This window comes from Limosilactobacillus caccae (assembly GCF_900156885.1).
Classification (GTDB): Bacteria; Bacillota; Bacilli; order Lactobacillales; family Lactobacillaceae; genus Limosilactobacillus; species Limosilactobacillus caccae.
Genome location: NZ_FTOY01000011.1, coordinates 339,537 through 357,500, shown reverse-complemented (window position 1 = coordinate 357,500; position 17,964 = coordinate 339,537). Strand labels below are relative to the sequence as shown.

Genomic DNA, 17,964 nt, shown 5'->3' with positions numbered 1-17,964 from the left:
GTGTGTAGCCCAGGTCATAAGGGGCATGATGATCTGACGTCGTCCCCACCTTCCTCCGGTTTGTCACCGGCAGTCTCACTAGAGTGCCCAACTTAATGCTGGCAACTAGTAACAAGGGTTGCGCTCGTTGCGGGACTTAACCCAACATCTCACGACACGAGCTGACGACGACCATGCACCACCTGTCATTGCGTCCCCGAAGGGAACGCCTAATCTCTTAGGTTAGCGCAAGATGTCAAGACCTGGTAAGGTTCTTCGCGTAGCTTCGAATTAAACCACATGCTCCACCGCTTGTGCGGGCCCCCGTCAATTCCTTTGAGTTTCAACCTTGCGGTCGTACTCCCCAGGCGGAGTGCTTAATGCGTTAGCTCCGGCACTGAAGGGCGGAAACCCTCCAACACCTAGCACTCATCGTTTACGGCATGGACTACCAGGGTATCTAATCCTGTTCGCTACCCATGCTTTCGAGCCTCAGCGTCAGTTGCAGACCAGACAGCCGCCTTCGCCACTGGTGTTCTTCCATATATCTACGCATTCCACCGCTACACATGGAGTTCCACTGTCCTCTTCTGCACTCAAGTCGCCCGGTTTCCGATGCACTTCTTCGGTTAAGCCGAAGGCTTTCACATCAGACCTAAGCAACCGCCTGCGCTCGCTTTACGCCCAATAAATCCGGATAACGCTTGCCACCTACGTATTACCGCGGCTGCTGGCACGTAGTTAGCCGTGACTTTCTGGTTGGATACCGTCACTACCTGAACAGTTACTCTCAGGTACGTTCTTCTCCAACAACAGAGCTTTACGAGCCGAAACCCTTCTTCACTCACGCGGTGTTGCTCCATCAGGCTTGCGCCCATTGTGGAAGATTCCCTACTGCTGCCTCCCGTAGGAGTATGGACCGTGTCTCAGTTCCATTGTGGCCGATCAGTCTCTCAACTCGGCTATGCATCATCGCCTTGGTAAGCCGTTACCTTACCAACTAGCTAATGCACCGCGGGTCCATCCCAGAGTGATAGCAGAGCCATCTTTTATACGAAGACCATGTGGTCTTCGTAGTTATGCGGTATTAGCATCTGTTTCCAAATGTTATCCCCCGCTCCGGGGCAGGTTACCCACGTGTTACTCACCCGTCCGCCACTCACTGGTGATCCATCGTCAATCTGGTGCAAGCACCATCAATCAGTTGGGCCAGTGCGTACGACTTGCATGTATTAGGCACACCGCCGGCGTTCATCCTGAGCCAGGATCAAACTCTCATATAAAAATATAAGAACTTGAAAAGCTCTAAAATAAATTAATTATTAAGCGAATTGACTTCGCAAATGTTTTGCTTCAAATCATAAATGATTGAAGACCCTACACATTTGATTCGTCGAAACTTTGTTCAGTTTTCAAAGGTCTACCTTGTTGGCTAATTAAGCAGCCAATCAACATTTATATTTTATCATAACGTTGATTAACTTGTCAAGAAGAAATTTTAATTAATTCAGAATTTCTTTTGATTGATAACTCAATCAGCAACTTTATTAGAATATCATGTCATCAACTTGATGTCAACAATAATTTTTAATTGGTGATCATCAACCATCGCAGCATAGCACTGCTTTGACAACGTTAATTACTATACCGTGTAATCCAAGCATTGTCAACAACTTCTTTTAGTTTTTCTTTTACTTTCTTTCGCACATGAACAGGTTCTCATATCTAAGGTAAAACATTCGCTTTTTATCCTTGATATTTGTAATCTCTTAGTTAATCGTTCTTTACTAGTTTTTCTGTATTGTTGTTCCTGCTAACCAGTAAAAGTAACAAGTTAATTAAAACTTCCCTCCCCTACTTCACAAGTTTTTCCTAACTTGATACACTTTAACAGTATTATCTATCATTAAAAGGAGAATAACTATTGGCAACCCTGATTGACTTTATTTTACATATTGATGTTCACTTAATCCAAATTGTTAACCAATTTGGTGATGCTACTTACCTTATCCTGTTTGCAATCATCTTTATTGAAACTGGTGCTGTGATCATGCCCTTTCTCCCTGGTGACTCGTTATTATTTGCCGCCAGCGCATTAGCAGCTGATCCCCGTTACAACCTCAACATTTGGATATTCATCATTCTTTTCCTTACCGCCTGTTTTGGAGGTGACTCATTAAACTTCTTAATCGGTCACAAAATTGGCAAAACGCTCTCCAATCATTCTTTATTCGGCAAATTAATTGACAAAGATAGTCTAAACCGGGCAGAAGCCTTTTTTGAAAAGCATGGTGCTCCCGCAATTATCTTGGCACGGTTTATTCCGATCATCCGGACCTTTGCGCCATTCGCGGCCGCAGGATCTGGGTTCCCTTACAACCACTTTCTCCGTTACAGTATTATCGGCTGCCTATCATGGGTATTTCTCTGTTGTGGATGTGGTTATTTCTTCGGTAACCTCCCTTTCGTCCAGGAACACTTTTCCCTAATTATTCTCGCAATCATTGTGGTAACCTTGATTCCTGCCCTTGTCGGCCTGATCAAATCAAAGCTTGGTAAGAAAAGCGCGTAATTCTAACTTGGTCCACAGCCAGACTGCGAGGCAAAGACTGGTGCTAATTACTACAACAAGGGTAAACAGCATTGAAAAGAATGACTGCGGCATCAGTAGGATTACTGGATTGGTTTTAGGGTCAAATACCCAGTCCATATTGCTAAATACTAAATAGTGGAACCGGATAAAGGAACGGTCAAAATTAGTAAAGAGGATAAAGCCACCAAATAAGATTAAAATAAACAGCATTTGAAACGGCAAGTTCAACCGCCATAGTTGAGCTTGCCGTTTTTCTCGTCTCAACCCCTGCAATGCTAGAACCATCATAACCGGCATTAACAGCTCATTAATCAAAAATAGTTGACGGACATCATTAAAGTGATGGATAGCTGATGTTGTTATTGGGATGTAGTGTAAGCGTAAGTCAGTAACCCATGGAAGCTGGAGATACATTATTATTTGCCGATAGTCTGAATAAATTTGCCCTGCCGTGCACCCAAGGGTCCTTGTTGGCACCATGATAAACAGTGGCGAAACATTGACCACAATAAAAAGGGCAATACTAACCGCCGCGACAAAACAAATTATCGTGGTTAATACTGCCCTTATTGATTCAATTAGGTTATTATAATTGCCATTCATCAAGACTATTCACCGTATAAGTTGGCTGTATTTTTTCTTTTGCAACTTCCTGGGGACGAGATAAGCCAGTATAGACAAGCAGACTATCCATGCCAACATTAATTGCCGCTTCGATATCAGTATGATAGTTGTCCCCAACCATAATTACCTCGTCTTTACTAAGCTGGGCCTTTTTTAGCGCCATCTCCATAATAATGGCCTCGGGTTTTCCAATCATCAATGGTTGCTGTTGAGTTGCGTACTCAACAAGTTTAACAAGGGACCCTGCACCTGGCACCATCCCCCGCTCATTTGGCAGGTTACTATCAGCGTTAGTCCCAATAAACTTAGCTCCCGCCCTAATGAGCAAGACCGCCGTCTCTAGTTTCTGGTAAGTAACTGCCGTATCAAGGCCAACAACCACGTATTGCGGGTGATCCGCGGTGAGGACAAAGCCCCGATCACGTAATGCATCTTTTAGACCACTTTCACCTACAACGTAGAGCTTACTGCCAGCAGGCGCAATTGAGGCAAGATAATCCGCCGTTGCCAAGGCAGTTGTGTATACATTGTCCGCTGTCACATTGATATGATGATTCAACCGTAAATTATCCGCAACAAACTGCGGCGACCGCGTACTATTGTTTGTCACAAACAAGACTTGTTTCCCCGCTTCTTGCAGCCGCGCAATAAACCGGCCAGCCGCCGGAATTTGTTTTTTCCCCTTATAGGTCGTGCCATCTAGGTCAATAAAGTATCCTTGGTACTTTTTCATAAATTCCTAACTCCTCTTCTTTCGCTGGTGAATGACAAACTTTTGCCGGTGCCCATTTTTTACCCGTTCTGCCTGCTGGTGATGACGTTTATTAGGACTCGGCTGACTGATTCGCCGACGCCGTTCATGGATGACTGGCGATTTCTTATGTGAATGCCGGGAACGCGTGCGATGGTGTCGCTGCCGCGGAGTCTTAACATCATCATTATGGATAATGAAATAGGCACAACCAAAGTTACAATACTCAAAAAGGTAATCTTCAATCGTCGCAACCCCCTGGTCAGGGACATACAGGGGGTTGTCCTCACTATAAAAACCCTTTAAGCGCAACTGATCATAGCCCCAATCGCCAACGATGTAATCATACTTACTTAAAATGCTACTAAACCGTGCCGCAAGCTGGTCAGCATTAAAGCCATCGCGATATTCCTTAACTAACTCGTAAGGGTGCCCGTTTAACTTAAAATGCGTCTCATCGACTTGTTCAACCCGAAAAATAGTCGCCCGCTGTTCTTCTCGCTGGTCGATATAGTCTTGAATTTTTGCCCGATTCATCTTTCCCCTTCTTTCCACTTAATAATATATCACGAATGACCATTATTTTTTGCTTCAAACTCACGTGCCTTTTTCGTGACTATTTCTTCAACCTCGGCAAAATTAAGCGGCGCCCCAAATGCCGGTGGCGTTGCTAAGTAATCTAGCTCCGGGGAATCAACCCCAACATTGATATTTTCTTTTATTGGCACCGCATAATGGTGAATATGACCATGCAGATTAATTATCTGGGGCGCAATCCCCAGCATCATTGGGTAATGCGTTAGGTAGTATTGGCGGTGGTCATACTTTAAGAGTGCACCAACGTCATGAAAAGCAAACTTCGGCCGTCCACCGAACTGGTAGTTCTTGCCCTCTAGGTATTTGAAAAATGCCCGGCTATCGTGATTTCCTTTGATTAATACGAGGTGCCCATGTAGTTGGTCTAACACTTCAAATACCGCCTGGTAAGCTTGCTTTTGTGGCTTTACAAAATAAAGGGCAATGTCGCCAAGGTGGTAAACAATATCATTTTCACCAACCTTATCGTTCCAATTTTTGATTATTGTCGCATTCATCTGCTCGATATTCTTAAACGGCCGGGGAGCAAAATCATTCATCCCCAGTAAGCTATCGTGATAAAAATGCGTATCAGAGGTCACAAACTTCATTAACCATTCCTCCTCAATCCCAATACGCAAAAAGGGCCTGACGAAATGTCAATAGCCCCTTTCACTAGCCTTTTAGCCAAATATTAGTTATTTTTCTTGAGACGTTCAATATCACGAACGATCATTAATTCTTCATTAGTTGGAATTAATAATGTCTTGACCTTCGCGTCTGCTGCTGACAGGTCACGTTCAACACCGTGGCAATCATTCTTTTCTTGGTCAATCTTAATGCCAAAGTAACCCAATTTGTCAGTTACCATCTTCCGAATTGGTGCACTATTTTCACCAACGCCGGCAGTGAAGACAATCGCATCCACACCACCCATTTCAGCAACATATGAACCAATGTAGCGAACAATCCGGTTGACATAAATATCTAATGTCAATTGTGCACGGTCATTGCCCTCGTCAGCGGCAGCCAAAATATCCCGCATATCAGGAGAGATACCAGAAATACCAATTAACCCTGACTTGTGGTTCAAGATATCAATCATTTGATCAGAAGAAAGGTTCAACTTTCCTTGCATAAATGCAACAAGCGAAGGATCGACATCCCCGGACCGGGTTGCCATTGTGATTCCGGCAACCGGGGTAAAGCCCATTGAAGTATCAAATGACTTGCCATCCTTGATTGCGGTGATTGAAGCCCCGGCCCCAATGTGCATCGTGATTAACTTCAAGTCCTTCAATGGCTTGCCGAGCATTTCTGCAGCCCGCGCTGCAACATACCGGTGACTCGTACCATGGGCACCATACTTCCGGGCACCATACTTTTCATACCAGTCATAAGGGACACTGTATAATGCGTTCATCTTTGGCATACTTGCGTGGAACGAAGTATCAAACACAGCAACTGCAAATGCATTTGGCAGCACCTTCTTAAATGCCTTGATCCCAATTAACTCAGCTGGTTCGTGTAGTGGTGCGTATTCTGATAATTCATCAATCTTCTTGATAACATCATCAGTAATAACCGTGGAATCCTTAAAGAATTCACCACCGGCAACAATCCGGTGACCAACAGCGGTAATTTCGTCATAACTTTCAACAATCTCAAGCGCAATTAACTTGTCTAAAAGATAGTTAACCGCTGCCGCGTGGTCTTCAAACGGAATTTCTTCCTCGTGCTTTTGGCCATCGCCGTACTTAATCTTAGCGTGACCCATCTTCTCACCAATCCGTTCGATTGTTCCCTCAGCGACTACATCTTCGCTTGGCATATCGAATAACTTAAACTTAAGTGTTGAGCTTCCTGCATTAACTGCAATCGTTTTTGCCATTGAACTTTTCTCCTTTATTGTAAATTCGTTGCTACCCATCGACTAACATCGTTCATGAATGAGGCAAAGCCATTTTTATCCTTGAATGACGGGAATTCACCCAGTAAAACCTTCACTGCCTGCTTACTATTACCTCCCTGGCGCTGCAATAACAAAATTGACTTTTGCGCATTCGGGTTGGCAAATAGCTCAGCAGGTAAGTTAATCAGTCCTTGTAGATAGGCAACAGACTGAATCCATTTAACAAATGATTGTGATTCTTTTGTCTGGAACAGACTACTTGGAACTAAAAATACACCAAATGCTCCAGGCTTTAAATAATTCATCGCTTGTTCAATTAACAAGTGGTGAACGTAAGAATGCCCCTCTTTTGCTCGTGTCTGGTAGTTCTTCGTGTTTTCATCAAGTGGGTAATAACCAATTGGTAAATCCGAAACTACCAAGTCACTCTGGGGAATATCTAAAGCGCTGACTGCATCTTGGTGGTAAAGCTTAACGTCAAGATCCTGGAGCTCAACACTCACACTTGCCACCTGCAGCATCGCGTCATCATTATCTATTCCAAAGCCGGTAATCTGTTGATCACCATTTGCCCGTAATTGGTTAATCACAGTCGTCAGTAGGTTTGCTGTTCCTACCGCCGGGTCAAACACCGTTTTAATCTTATTGACCGTCGTAATCTTTTCAATCAAGAAGGCCATGATCAGCCCAATCGTATCCGGGGTCATCTGGTGGTTTGCCTGGATGGCATCTTTACGAATTACCTTTAAAAAACTTAACTGGACAACCTGGCGGACATACTCCGCTTTGGCATGTTGCAAATCAAGCTTGCGATAAATCTCTTGTAATTTCTTTACTGTTTCTTCCTTTGGGAGACCGTTTTCAACCCGGACGGTATTATTATCAATAATATTTTCCGCGTTTTCCAGCATTGCATCTAAGTATGAGCAATTTAATGCCGCTTGCAAAAGCGCCGTTCCCTCATCAAACAGTTCAAATAATTCTTGTGGTGTTTCTTGTGCCAGTGGTCGTCGCCTCCAAATAGTACAATCATTACCTTCTTAGTTTAACTATTCTTCCGCACAAATTCAAGCTGGTACCACTTTGGCAGCATCAAGATTTGCGTGAATTTTACTAAGGCAGTCCTGGTATAGCCGCCGTTCTAGCTGCTGGTAATCAGCATAGTAGCGATACTGGTACACAATGACGGTACTCGTAACTAATAATACAATTATGCTGGCCAATAAAACATATCCGCCCCGCTTAGTCGGTTTGTGGGGGATAAAACTTAACAATTCCTGCCAAATGTTGCCCATTTTTTCGCTCCACTTCAATTAATACTCGTTGCTCATCTAGTTGCTTAAAATCACAGTCATATGCTTTAAGGTTATCGATCAACGGCAAGTACCCGCCATCGTGCCCACCGGTAAGGTAAAAACATGTGCTTCCCTTTAGCTCATAACTCCGCGCTGCTACCTGCCCATATAAGATCAGTGAGCTTCGATATACGTGCCGGAGTTCAAAGCGGTGGCGTGGTGACTCCAATTCTTGTAAAAACATGTACCAGTCAACTGCCTCATTCAAGTCGCTGCGGTTAGCCTGCCGGACGCTAGTCATTAAAGCGCCAATCCCTAATACGACCAGCGAAGTTATCAACAAGGCACAGATGCATTCAACAATCGTAAAGGCTGCCCGTCTTTTCATGGTGCCACCTGTAAGATTAATCGTCCGCGGTAGTTAACCTCCACCCCGTTGTGATCTGCTTGGGCGTGCATTGCCTGCCGGTTAATAACCGCTTTTTTTCTCGTAATTGCATACTGGTCACTGGCCTCCTTCCCCAGCCGTGCCGCCATCAGTTTTACCTGTTCATTACGCTGTTGGCGGACTAGTTGCCGTTCACATCCGTAAATGAGGTTGATCCCCAAAGCAACAATAAGTAGTGCAACAAGGCTGTCAGCCATTAGAAAAGCTGGCCTGGTCTTTTTTCTCAATCCGGTACCCTCCCCATGCAAGTTGAATTTTCATTAAATAGTAATGCTGGTCAAGCTCAGAATAAAATACCTGTGTCTGCGCCTTAATATAGCCATCTGCGGCCATTTTTAGTTTTGGAAAGCGGAAAACTTTAATCGTTGCGGGAATTGCAACTTGCTTTTGACCACCAGCCCAGTCAAACTCAACCGTCTGCGCTACTACATTATATTTAATCTGTGTGCTTTGCTGGTTTAACTCTGCCCGTAACTGTGCCTGACGCCAATTATGCCGCAGGTTTCGCCAAAACTGTTCTTCCGCCATTGCCTGCCGATCCCTTGTCATCGCTGGCATCGTCAAGCCAACGACAAGCGCGACAATCCCTAAAACAATCACCGCCTCTAACATGGTAAACGCTGGTTTCTTCATTGCCGGACTGCCTTACCATCGACAATACTGATCTTTTCTTGGCGAGCGCGCTGCACTTGGGAAGCCGTTAGGTAGTTGTTATTCTTTAATTCCTCCAGCGTCACGTTTGCCGTCCCAAACTCATTTTCATATGCGTCGACTTGGGTCTGAATTACCGACACCATCGCCTTGCCATGGATATTATTGGCATGTTTTCGTTGCTGAGATAAATTTGGCAGCATGATTAAAACGAGCAAGCTAATAATAAAGAGAACAATCGACATTTCTAGTAGTGTGAAGCCAGACTGCTTCTTTGTTAATTTCATCAGTAGACCCCCTGTAGTGAATGATAGATTGGTAGCAAAATACTTAAATATAAGCCAACGATGATGATTGCAATTCCGCCAAAGATCGCTGGTTGTACATATATCAGCAGTCGTTCAATTGCCCTCGTCAACCGTGTGAATTGGATCGCAGAAAATGCACTTAGCTCTTCGCCAAGTTTTTCAACAGTCGCCCCCTTATTCATAAAGGCAACTAGTTCATTCGGTAAAAACGGGTAATGGTAAATTATTTTCCCCAATTCTTCGCCTGATTGCGCTGCCCTTACAACGGTATCCCCAAAGAGAAAAAGCAACGATGTCTCTTCAAATTTTTGGGTCATGTCACAGATTTCCCGTAGTGACATCCCCCGACTCAGCATCAAGCCTAAAATACTCGTCAGATAATAGTGATAGTAGTAGCGATAGCACTTCCCAATAATCGGTAGGTGACACCGGCGGACAATCTTCTTGTTCGCCGACAGTTTCAGCCAGCGCCGCCAACGGCAGTAGCTACTTGCGACCCCCCCGGCAAGCAAAAAGCTGCTGACCGCGGATAAGTAGCTACCATACCGGCTAAGGGAACTGTCCCCCTGCTGCCAAGTCTTTAACTCTGGAAAGACAAACAGGGCAAGACAGGCAATTAAACCTCCCAGCAGCACTACCAAAATCAATGGGTACTGGAGCAATGCCAGTAACTTTTTTCGCTGCTGCTCCTGGGTTGTCATTAGTTTTCCGACTTCACGCACCGTTTTAACTAAGTCACCATGTTCCTCAGCTAATAATAATTGATAGTACAGGTCTGCTGAAATATACGGCCGCAAACTACTTGCAAAACTATCCCCGCCCTGCATCCGCTGATCAACTGCCACCACCAAGTCTTTTAAGCGGGGGTTAACCGTGGCAATAAAGCCAAGCGCTTCCTTAATTGAAAAGCCCGTCATCAATAGGTCAGCAATCAATAAAAACGCCTGTGCCTGTTCACGGCGGGGGAACTTAACCGTTGGCGTATTTTTGCGCCGTCGCTGTAGTAAGCTGCTTATTGGCCACTGCTTTTTCAAGATTTTTTTGCCAGTCATCCGTCATTTGTCCTCCTTTTTGCTCATTAATTGCCGCCGCTAATTGCTGATGAAACAAGAGATCCCACAATACCGCCTGGCTCCCGTTAACGGTTGGTAACAGCCGCTGATAACAAATCCCAGTCAACGCTTGTTGGAGATAATAGCGGTCAACTCCTAGTTGCTCTAAACGTGCAATTACCCCATAAACATTTTGCGCGTGAATCGTCCCGAGTACGAGATGGCCACTTAAAGCTGCTTGAATCGTCATCAACGCCGTCTGCGGGTCGCGGATCTCACCGATGATAAAAACATCTGGCCGGTGACGGAGGCCAAGACGGAGCAAACTTTGATAATCCATCCCCGCCAACTCGTTGACCTGCAGCTGAATAAACGATGGTTCGTCAATCTCGACGGGGTCCTCAATTGATAAGACCACCTTTTGCGGCAGCAGACTCCGGGCAAGGCGGTACATTGTCGTCGTCTTCCCCACCCCCATTGGACCAGCGAAAAGCATCAGTCCTCGCTGTAAAACGATTTGTTGGAGCTGTGTCCATTGCTGGGGGACTAACACATTAAAGCCATCATTTCCCAGCTGGTAAATAAAGCGCACCACCATCGATTCACGGCCCTGGTAATCGCCGACGCTAGATAAACGGATGTTAACCTTCTCTGCTCCGCGATCCCAGGTAATTGCCCCCAGCTGGGGACGGCGGTGTTCGCTTACTGCCATATCCGCCCGGTACTTCAAAAACGAAATCAAGCGTTCACCGTACTCCGCTGACACCTCCTTTAACACCGCCTCCTTGCCTACAATAGCGAGGCGCAACTGGTAATAGTCATTGATTGGCAAGATATATAAGTCACTCGCCCGCTTAGCAATAACCGTTGCTAATTCTTTTTCAAATTGCTGCATTTTTGACCCTCCTATATATTTAAAAACGTAAAAAAATCAAAAATGCACTTTTTTATTTAAAAAAATAAAGAGCTACGACCAAATTAGTCGCAACTCTCAACGCAAACACAAGTGTTTATTATTCTTCGTCGTCATCGTCGTCTGGTAAAATCCCAGTTTCATAGATGTCGGCAACATCATCATTTTCAGTCAATTCGTCAATTAAGTGACGGTATTGCTTTGCCTTATCTGCTGGTACTTCAGTCCGGTTTTGTGGGATCATCGTTACTTCAGCAGTGTCTAGTTCGTAACCGGCACCTTGAAGGGCATCACGAACAGCCGTCATGCTACTTGGATCAGTGAAGATTTGGAACTTTTCTTCAGTCGCCTTCATGTCTTCAGCACCTGCATCTAAAGCATCCATCAACATGTCATCTTCAGACTTATCAAGGCCGTCACGAAGGATTTCGATTAATCCCTTCCGGTCAAACATGTATGAAACAGATCCACTAGCACCTAATGATCCACCAGAATGGGTAAAGGCAGAACGAACAGCGGATGCCGTCCGGTTCTTGTTATCGGTAAGTGCAGAAACCATTACCGCTACACCACCGGGAGCGTAACCTTCGTAGGTAACTTCTTCGAACTTCGCGCCACCAATCCCTGAAGCCTTAGCGATTGCACGGTCAATGTTCTTCTTTGGCATGTTGGCCGCGTGTGCCTTATCGATTACAAGCCGTAATTGAGCGTTGTTCGCTGGATCAGGATCACCTGCTTTAGCTGCTTGGTACAAGTCACGTGAAATCTTTTGGAAAATCTTACCACGCTTAGCATCTTGGGCGTTCTTACGTCCCTGAATGTTATGCCATTTTGAATGTCCTGACATTACTGACTCCTCTTTTCTTTATTAATTGTGATACAAACAGATAAATTTTAGCAAATATTTGTTTTTAATTCAAGACTAACGATGGGGTTGCCAAATTTGCTTCCCAATCCGGAGGGCAAATAAGATAACTGCAACTCCCGCCAGCAAGAATGCATACGTCATCCCCCGCTGGGCAAAATCATCGGTAAGCTGGGAAATAAACGGGCTGATGTCAGAAAATTGCGCACCAACCTGCGTTGCAATTGCCTTAATTGCAGCGATAACCGCCAGCAAAACCACCATCCCAAGCAAACTAATCCAACTGAAACTTGCCAATCCGTGATGCTGCAAGAATGCCTTAATAACTAACACGACTAGCATAATCGCACTGACTAGTAAAGTAATGTTAACTACCACCTTGGCGATTTTTATCCCGGTAATCAGCCCGGTTACTTGGGGAGTATTCAGTTGGTTGTTGACCGCCGCATTAAGATTGCTAGCAACTGTCGCACTACTTCCGGCCGGTAGCATTGACGTTGACAGCCCGAACTGCGCCAGCTGGGAATTGACCGATGAGTTAACATTATTGACCACCGGCGTTAAGTCAAGGCTGATTTTCTGCCCTGAATATACCTGGTCAACTGCCTGCTCAACCAGTTTATCAGCATCGCTTTTTTGTAAAGCCGTCGTTGGAATCCCGTACTGGGTTAAACTACTGTTGACCTGGTCTAACATCACCGTCTCCAATGAAGAAGTGGTAATCTCGTGTTTGACAAAGTCCTTATTTAAAAGCGTGCCATTCAGCAAGAGGGCCAACGACAGTAAGGTGACAAACATGATCCCCCAGAAACGAAAGAACAAGTGGTGACCAGTCTTTGCTGGGGCCGGTGTTGGCTCTACCTGCTCTGTTGGCGCTGGTTCTATCTGCCCCTCTTCTTGTTGCCGTTTTGCACGTAATTCACTACGGGTAGTCATTCAATCACACCCTACTTGCGGGTAGATTGGCGTTCAATGAAACCGTGGGCAAGGATAATATTTTGTTCATCTTCACTGCTATCCTCACCATCCATCAACTTCGTCAACAGACGCATTGAGATTGCACCAATATCGTAGAGGGGTTGGGTAATCGATGTAAGGGTTGGGCGCACAAGCTTGGCGTAAGTCGTGTCATTTGAAGATACCAGCTCAAAGTCAGCCGGAACGTTTACCCCTGCATCGGTTAACCCGTTCAATAAGCCGGCTGCTAGGCTATCATCAGTTGCGTAAGCCGCCTTGATCCCCTTCGCAATTAAGTCCTTTGCTTGGTCGTAACCAGCCTTGTAGGAGCCGTCTGTTGCGTATACTAATGAATCATTAAAGCCTAGCTTGTTATCTTCAAGTGCTTGCTTGTACCCTTCTAAACGTTCACCACCGTTGATTGAGTAATCAAGTGGCCCCGTCACGTAAGCAACCTCTTGGTGGTCATGGTTGAGCAAGAAGTCAGTTGCCTGCTTTGCTGCAGCCTTGTAGTCAATCCGCACACTAGCCAGGTTAGGGTCATTAACGATCGAACCAGCAACCACGACCGGTGTGTTGGTGCTGTCAAACTCATTGCGTAACTCATCTGAAATGTCATGCCCCATAAAGATAATCCCATCAACTTGCTTAGCAAGCAGGTTCCGCACAACCTTTAAGATCTTTTCATCGTCAGAATCCGAGTTAGTTAAGATAATGTTGTACTTATACATTGTTGCAACATCATCGATTCCCAGCGCAAGCTCTGCAAAGTAAGGGTCAGTAATACTTGGAATCACTACCCCCACCGTGGTCGTCTTCTTTGAAGCTAGCCCCCGGGCAACTGCATTTGGCCGGTAGTTTAACTGCTTAATAACGTCTAAAACTTTTTGCCGTGTTTCTGGCTTGACGTTTGGATTCCCGTTTACTACCCGGGAAACGGTTGCCATTGATACGCGTGCTTCACGGGCAACCGTGTAAATTGTTACTGATTGTTTTTCCATAAGATAGCCCTTTCTTTATTGTCATACTATGTTTTCATCTTTTTTCATAACCCAATTAATATAGCAGATTCGCTATTAATTGGCAAACGTTTTCAGGCGTTTTTTTCAATTTGTAACATTATGATATAATACATGCAATATTTGTTAAGGAAGTGACAGCATGACAAAGCTTAACCAATTACAGACGATCATCAACGAACAACACCTTGATGCCGCCTACATTAGCAACCCCATGACAATCAACTATTTAACCGGCTTTTACAGCGACCCCGTTGAACGGGTCCTTGCCCTGATCATCTTTAGTGACCACGAACCCTTCCTCTTTGCCCCGGCCCTTGAAGTCGAGGCAATTAAGGGGACCGGGTGGTCATTCCCGGTTTATGGTTACCTTGACCATGAACATCCTTTTGACCTAATCGCTGACCACGTTCACCAGTTAGCTGGTAACCCGGTTAACTGGGGGATTGAAAAGGGCTCACTGACCGTTGACCGCTTGCAGTCATTGGAGCAAGTCTTCCCTGATGCCCACTTTAACACTGACTTGACCCCCACCATTGAAAAAATGCGGATGATCAAGAGCGAGGACGAAATAGCCAAGTTAAATGAAGCTGGTAAGTGGGCTGACTTTGCTTTTGAAGTCGGTTTTAACGCTGTTGAAGTCGGCAAAAGTGAACAGGCAATTGCCGCTGACCTTGAATACGCCCTTAAGCAGCACGGCATTAATAAGATGAGTTTTGACACCCTCATTCAAGCCGGCCCTCATGCCGCGGAACCACACGGGGCAACTTCCGGCAACAAGGTAAAGGAAAATGAACTAGTCCTCTTTGACCTCGGGACGATCTTTGAGGGCTACATCAGTGATGCTTCCCGGACCATTGCGGTCGGCAGCCTAAACGAAAAGCAAAAAGATATTTACCAGGTTTGTTTAGAAGCACAGTTAACCGCCCAAGCAGCAGCTAAACCAGGAATCACCGCTGCGGAACTTGACAAAGTTGCCAGAGACATCATCACGAAGGCCGGCTATGGTGAATACTTCATCCACCGGCTAGGCCACGGGATGGGTAGCAGTGAACATGAATTCCCATCAATCATGGAAGGCAACGACCTGGTATTAGAGCCTGGTATGTGCTTTTCAATTGAACCGGGAATCTATATTCCTGGTTTTGCCGGTGTTCGGATTGAAGACTGCGTCCACATTACCACTACCGGCTGTGAACCATTCACCCACACCAGCAAAGAATTGCAAACTTTCCCAAAGTAATAAAAAACGGCTGAGAAATTCTCAGCCGTTTTATATTCGATAAGGATTATTTTTCTTCCTCTTCGTCCTTCTTATCACTTGTTGCGTCGATGACAATATCGTCATCTGCAGCGTCTGTTTCGCCACTCTTAGCTAATTCTTCACGAATATCAGCAGTTTGTTGGTCAAAGTCATCGTTAGTCATCTTGTCAACAACCTTGCTAGCGCCGCCTTTAACTTTGCTGGTAACGTTACTTACCGCATCGGCAGCCCCGCTAACCTTATCGTTAAGCTTTGCATCACTCATCATCCCATCAACAATGTCTAATGCATCAAGGGTGTAGTCAGTAACATAATCGGCCACCTGGTTAAAGGTATCATTAAACTTTTGCTTCAATGCTTCCTTCTTTACCGGTGCCATCTTCTTCCATGCTGCATAGGTAGCAGCGCCACCCAGCATCATTCCTGCAAGTAACTTTTTACTCATCAGTCGTCATTCCCTTCTTTTGCTTACGGCGTTGTCTAAACTTATTAAACGCGCCCATCATCACTGTCTTACCGGCCATCTTAAAGATTCCCCGATCCAGTTGCATCTTTTCGCGCCGTTCATGCGACTTTTCTGTAATCTTGCGCAATGCATCATTGACATCAGAAACACTCTGACTGACCTCTGCAACTGCCTTAATCGCTGGGTCCAGTTGTTCTGACTTATGGTTGATGTCATCCAGTAACGTATTAGTATTACTTAAAACATCTTCCATCTCCTGGCTGAGATAATGAACGTCACGCGTAAGGGTCGAAATACTCTTATTCGTTTCCTTCATCGTCTTACTCAGCTGGTTTAACAGGATGCATGCAAAGATAACCAAGATAAGAAAAGCAATTGCAGCAATCAGCCCTGCTAATTGACCAAAAGTCATCTGCCAACCCCTCCTTTTAATTTCATGGTTGATTATTCAGTACTAAGAATATCATAAAATCGCCCAAAACAACAATCGAGAATGGTCGACAGCGGCCCTTCTTCCCTGTTAGAATATTTATTAGTATTTTTATTGGAGGTTTTTTATGAGTATCGGCGCAACGTCACTAACAACTAAACAACTAGAGCAAGTCCGAAAGGCGTTTACTGACTTGTCATGGCACGAATTGTCACAGCAAATCTTGAGTAAATTTTTGCTAATTATCCTGACCTTTCTGTTGTTCATGTTTATTCTCTGGTTAGGGAAACTGATCATCGTCCACCTTTTCCAGGAATCAACCAAGTACAACCTGCTCAAAAACAGCAACCGCATGGCGACCGTCCGGACCCTCGCCTTAAACATTTACCGTTACACCTGCTATTTCTTCTTACTATACGCAATTCTTTCTGAAATTGGTGTACCTGTGGGGACCCTGCTTGCCGGTGCCGGAATCTTCAGTCTGGCCCTCGGGCTTGGGGCGCAGGGATTTGTTAGTGACGTGGTGACTGGTTTCTTCATCCTGCTTGAACAACAATTAGACGTTGGCGATACCGTCCAAATCGGCCAGATCAAGGGGACCGTCACCGCGCTGGGGATCCGGACCACCCAAATCACCAGTTCAGACGGTACATTAAACTACATCCCCAACCGTAACATCACGATTGTGCAAAACCTTTCCCGGAACAACATGGTAAGTAACGTTGACATTCACATTACTTCCAAGACCCCCCTAAACCAGGTTGAAGACGTTGTTAACCAGGTCAACGACAAGCTGGTCCCCGAATATAAGGATGCCCAGGCTAACCCGGTGGTGGTTGGCCCCGTTGTCAACCCGGATGGATCCCTTGTATTCCGGGTCACGATTACTGCCGTTAGCGGGGAACAATCGGCTGTCGCTAGTCACTTCTTAGCAGCCTACCTCAAAGAATTACGGGCAAATGAGATCCCACTAGCCTGGGAAGGAGGAGTTTTTAATGAGCATTAAATTAATTGCCACGGACATGGACGGCACCTTTCTTCGTGACGACCATACCTATGACCAGCAACTCTTTGCAAAGGTCTTTCACCAATTACAGCGCCACAACATCTACTTCGTTGCCGCAAGCGGGTCAAGCTTTGCCCGCCTTCAACGGGAGTTCAAACCCTACATTGATAAAATGAGCTTCATCTCCCAAAACGGTTCAGTTATCCACCTTGGACAAAAATTATACCGGGACTTTCCCATCACCCGCGAGGCGCTGGCACGGGTAATCCACGTATTAGACCGCTTCTACGGGCCAAAAGATATTAACCAGCTAGTTGTTTCTACCCCGACCACCTCATACGTCGACCAGCAGATGAGTGATCACGACTTTGCCATCGTCAAACTTTTTTATGAGCAAGTGGAGCGAGTGGAAAATATTCGACAAATCTTTTCGGCTAAGCCTGATGAACAATTTACCAAGATTTCAATCAACTTTGCTAACCATATCAACTTGCAAAAGGTAGCAGCCACCCTTGACGGCTACTTGCCCCCGTCGTTGATTATGGAAAACTCAGGCTTTAACACCGACCTAATCGGCAGTGCCGTCGCTACCAAACAAAATGCCCTTTCCCTTTTGCAGGACCACTTCCACCTGCAGACAAATGAAATCGTGACCTTTGGCGACAACGAAAATGATCTCGGCATGCTGGCGATGACTGACCGTAGTTACGCAATGAAAAATGCCCAGCCACTAATTCAGATGCAGGCAGCACACACAACAACCATTGATAATAACCACAGTGGGGTAATCAAAACGATCAGTGCCCTCCTAAAAAATAATTAATGACCATCCTGAAGCTATTATAAAAGGCCGGT

At 45.3% G+C, this 17,964-nt stretch carries 22 protein-coding genes and 1 rRNA gene (1 of these 23 cut by a window edge); 4 read left to right on the top strand and 19 right to left on the bottom strand.

Annotated elements, in window-relative coordinates:
• Positions 1–1,262 (bottom strand): 16S ribosomal RNA (locus CZ502_RS07790) (it extends 312 nt beyond the left edge of the window).
• Between the two features lie 641 nt (positions 1,263–1,903).
• On the opposite strand from CZ502_RS07790, the gene CZ502_RS07785 reads away from it, so the two are divergent.
• Positions 1,904–2,551 carry a VTT domain-containing protein gene (locus CZ502_RS07785; protein ID WP_076461285.1) on the top strand — a complete coding sequence of 216 codons (648 nt, stop codon included), beginning with the start codon at positions 1,904–1,906 and terminating at the stop codon, positions 2,549–2,551.
• Here CZ502_RS07785 and CZ502_RS07780 read toward each other — a convergent pair.
• The 16 genes from CZ502_RS07780 to ccpA all read right to left on the bottom strand — a co-directional run bounded on the left by CZ502_RS07780 (position 2,525) and on the right by ccpA (position 13,925).
• Positions 2,525–3,175 carry a TIGR01906 family membrane protein gene (locus tag CZ502_RS07780; protein ID WP_076461283.1) on the bottom strand — a complete coding sequence of 217 codons (651 nt, stop codon included), beginning with the start codon at positions 3,173–3,175 and terminating at the stop codon, positions 2,525–2,527. The genes CZ502_RS07785 and CZ502_RS07780 overlap by 27 nt on opposite strands.
• Positions 3,159–3,929, bottom strand: coding sequence for a TIGR01457 family HAD-type hydrolase (locus CZ502_RS07775; protein ID WP_076461281.1), 771 nt, complete (start codon positions 3,927–3,929; stop codon positions 3,159–3,161). The genes CZ502_RS07780 and CZ502_RS07775 overlap by 17 nt, the downstream gene beginning before the upstream one ends.
• A gap of 6 nt (positions 3,930–3,935) precedes the next feature.
• On the bottom strand, positions 3,936–4,484 hold the full coding sequence (locus CZ502_RS07770; protein WP_076461279.1) for a YutD family protein: 549 nt from the start codon (positions 4,482–4,484) through the stop codon (positions 3,936–3,938).
• A gap of 29 nt (positions 4,485–4,513) precedes the next feature.
• Positions 4,514–5,134 (bottom strand): metallophosphoesterase family protein, encoded by a 621-nt coding sequence (locus CZ502_RS07765; RefSeq protein ID WP_076461277.1) that lies wholly within the window; start codon positions 5,132–5,134, stop codon positions 4,514–4,516.
• Between the two features lie 83 nt (positions 5,135–5,217).
• On the bottom strand, positions 5,218–6,414 hold the full coding sequence (locus CZ502_RS07760) for an acetate/propionate family kinase (RefSeq protein ID WP_076461276.1): 1,197 nt from the start codon (positions 6,412–6,414) through the stop codon (positions 5,218–5,220).
• Between the two features lie 14 nt (positions 6,415–6,428).
• Positions 6,429–7,406, bottom strand: coding sequence for a class I SAM-dependent methyltransferase (locus tag CZ502_RS07755; RefSeq protein WP_368087320.1), 978 nt, complete (start codon positions 7,404–7,406; stop codon positions 6,429–6,431).
• 96 nt (positions 7,407–7,502) lie between these two features.
• Positions 7,503–7,658, bottom strand: a complete 156-nt coding sequence (locus CZ502_RS10700; RefSeq protein WP_159434558.1) for a hypothetical protein — start codon at positions 7,656–7,658, stop codon at positions 7,503–7,505.
• A gap of 19 nt (positions 7,659–7,677) precedes the next feature.
• Positions 7,678–8,118: a hypothetical protein gene (locus CZ502_RS07750; RefSeq protein WP_076461272.1), complete on the bottom strand. Its 441-nt coding sequence runs from the start codon at positions 8,116–8,118 to the stop codon at positions 7,678–7,680.
• Positions 8,115–8,375 carry a hypothetical protein gene (locus CZ502_RS07745; protein ID WP_076461270.1) on the bottom strand — a complete coding sequence of 87 codons (261 nt, stop codon included), beginning with the start codon at positions 8,373–8,375 and terminating at the stop codon, positions 8,115–8,117. The genes CZ502_RS07750 and CZ502_RS07745 overlap by 4 nt, the downstream gene beginning before the upstream one ends.
• On the bottom strand, positions 8,368–8,811 hold the full coding sequence (locus CZ502_RS07740; RefSeq protein ID WP_076461268.1) for a type II secretion system protein: 444 nt from the start codon (positions 8,809–8,811) through the stop codon (positions 8,368–8,370). The genes CZ502_RS07745 and CZ502_RS07740 overlap by 8 nt, the downstream gene beginning before the upstream one ends.
• Positions 8,808–9,116 (bottom strand): competence type IV pilus major pilin ComGC, encoded by a 309-nt coding sequence (comGC, locus tag CZ502_RS07735; RefSeq protein ID WP_076461266.1) that lies wholly within the window; start codon positions 9,114–9,116, stop codon positions 8,808–8,810. Before comGC ends, CZ502_RS07740 begins: the two co-directional genes overlap by 4 nt.
• Entirely contained in the window at positions 9,116–10,189 is a 1,074-nt protein-coding gene (locus tag CZ502_RS07730; RefSeq protein ID WP_083673339.1) for a type II secretion system F family protein, read from the bottom strand. The genes comGC and CZ502_RS07730 overlap by 1 nt, the downstream gene beginning before the upstream one ends.
• Positions 10,107–11,084, bottom strand: a complete 978-nt coding sequence (gene comGA / locus CZ502_RS07725; protein ID WP_076461264.1) for a competence type IV pilus ATPase ComGA — start codon at positions 11,082–11,084, stop codon at positions 10,107–10,109. The genes CZ502_RS07730 and comGA overlap by 83 nt, the downstream gene beginning before the upstream one ends.
• A 118-nt stretch (positions 11,085–11,202) precedes the next feature.
• On the bottom strand, positions 11,203–11,949 hold the full coding sequence (locus CZ502_RS07720; protein ID WP_076461262.1) for a YebC/PmpR family DNA-binding transcriptional regulator: 747 nt from the start codon (positions 11,947–11,949) through the stop codon (positions 11,203–11,205).
• A 75-nt stretch (positions 11,950–12,024) separates the two neighbouring features.
• On the bottom strand, positions 12,025–12,903 hold the full coding sequence (locus tag CZ502_RS07715) for a hypothetical protein (protein WP_076461259.1): 879 nt from the start codon (positions 12,901–12,903) through the stop codon (positions 12,025–12,027).
• A gap of 11 nt (positions 12,904–12,914) precedes the next feature.
• Entirely contained in the window at positions 12,915–13,925 is a 1,011-nt protein-coding gene (gene ccpA, locus CZ502_RS07710; RefSeq protein WP_076461256.1) for a catabolite control protein A, read from the bottom strand.
• 160 nt (positions 13,926–14,085) lie between these two features.
• Here ccpA and CZ502_RS07705 point away from each other — a divergent pair, with 160 nt between their 5' ends.
• The gene (locus CZ502_RS07705; RefSeq protein ID WP_076461253.1) at positions 14,086–15,186 is read left to right on the top strand and encodes a M24 family metallopeptidase; all 1,101 of its coding nucleotides are present in this window, start codon (positions 14,086–14,088) and stop codon (positions 15,184–15,186) included.
• 46 nt (positions 15,187–15,232) lie between these two features.
• Here CZ502_RS07705 and CZ502_RS07700 read toward each other — a convergent pair whose 3' ends face one another.
• Together CZ502_RS07700 and CZ502_RS07695 are read right to left on the bottom strand one after the other, a co-directional pair.
• On the bottom strand, positions 15,233–15,652 hold the full coding sequence (locus CZ502_RS07700; protein ID WP_076461250.1) for a hypothetical protein: 420 nt from the start codon (positions 15,650–15,652) through the stop codon (positions 15,233–15,235).
• Entirely contained in the window at positions 15,645–16,085 is a 441-nt protein-coding gene (locus tag CZ502_RS07695; protein WP_076461248.1) for a DUF948 domain-containing protein, read from the bottom strand. Before CZ502_RS07695 ends, CZ502_RS07700 begins: the two co-directional genes overlap by 8 nt.
• Before the next feature lie 145 nt (positions 16,086–16,230).
• Here CZ502_RS07695 and CZ502_RS07690 point away from each other — a divergent pair, with 145 nt between their 5' ends.
• A complete protein-coding gene (locus CZ502_RS07690; RefSeq protein ID WP_076461246.1) occupies positions 16,231–17,109 on the top strand; it encodes a mechanosensitive ion channel family protein in 879 nt (292 codons plus the stop codon).
• Entirely contained in the window at positions 17,099–17,932 is an 834-nt protein-coding gene (locus CZ502_RS07685; protein ID WP_076461244.1) for an HAD-IIB family hydrolase, read from the top strand. Before CZ502_RS07690 ends, CZ502_RS07685 begins: the two co-directional genes overlap by 11 nt.
• Positions 17,933–17,964 lie beyond the last annotated feature (32 nt).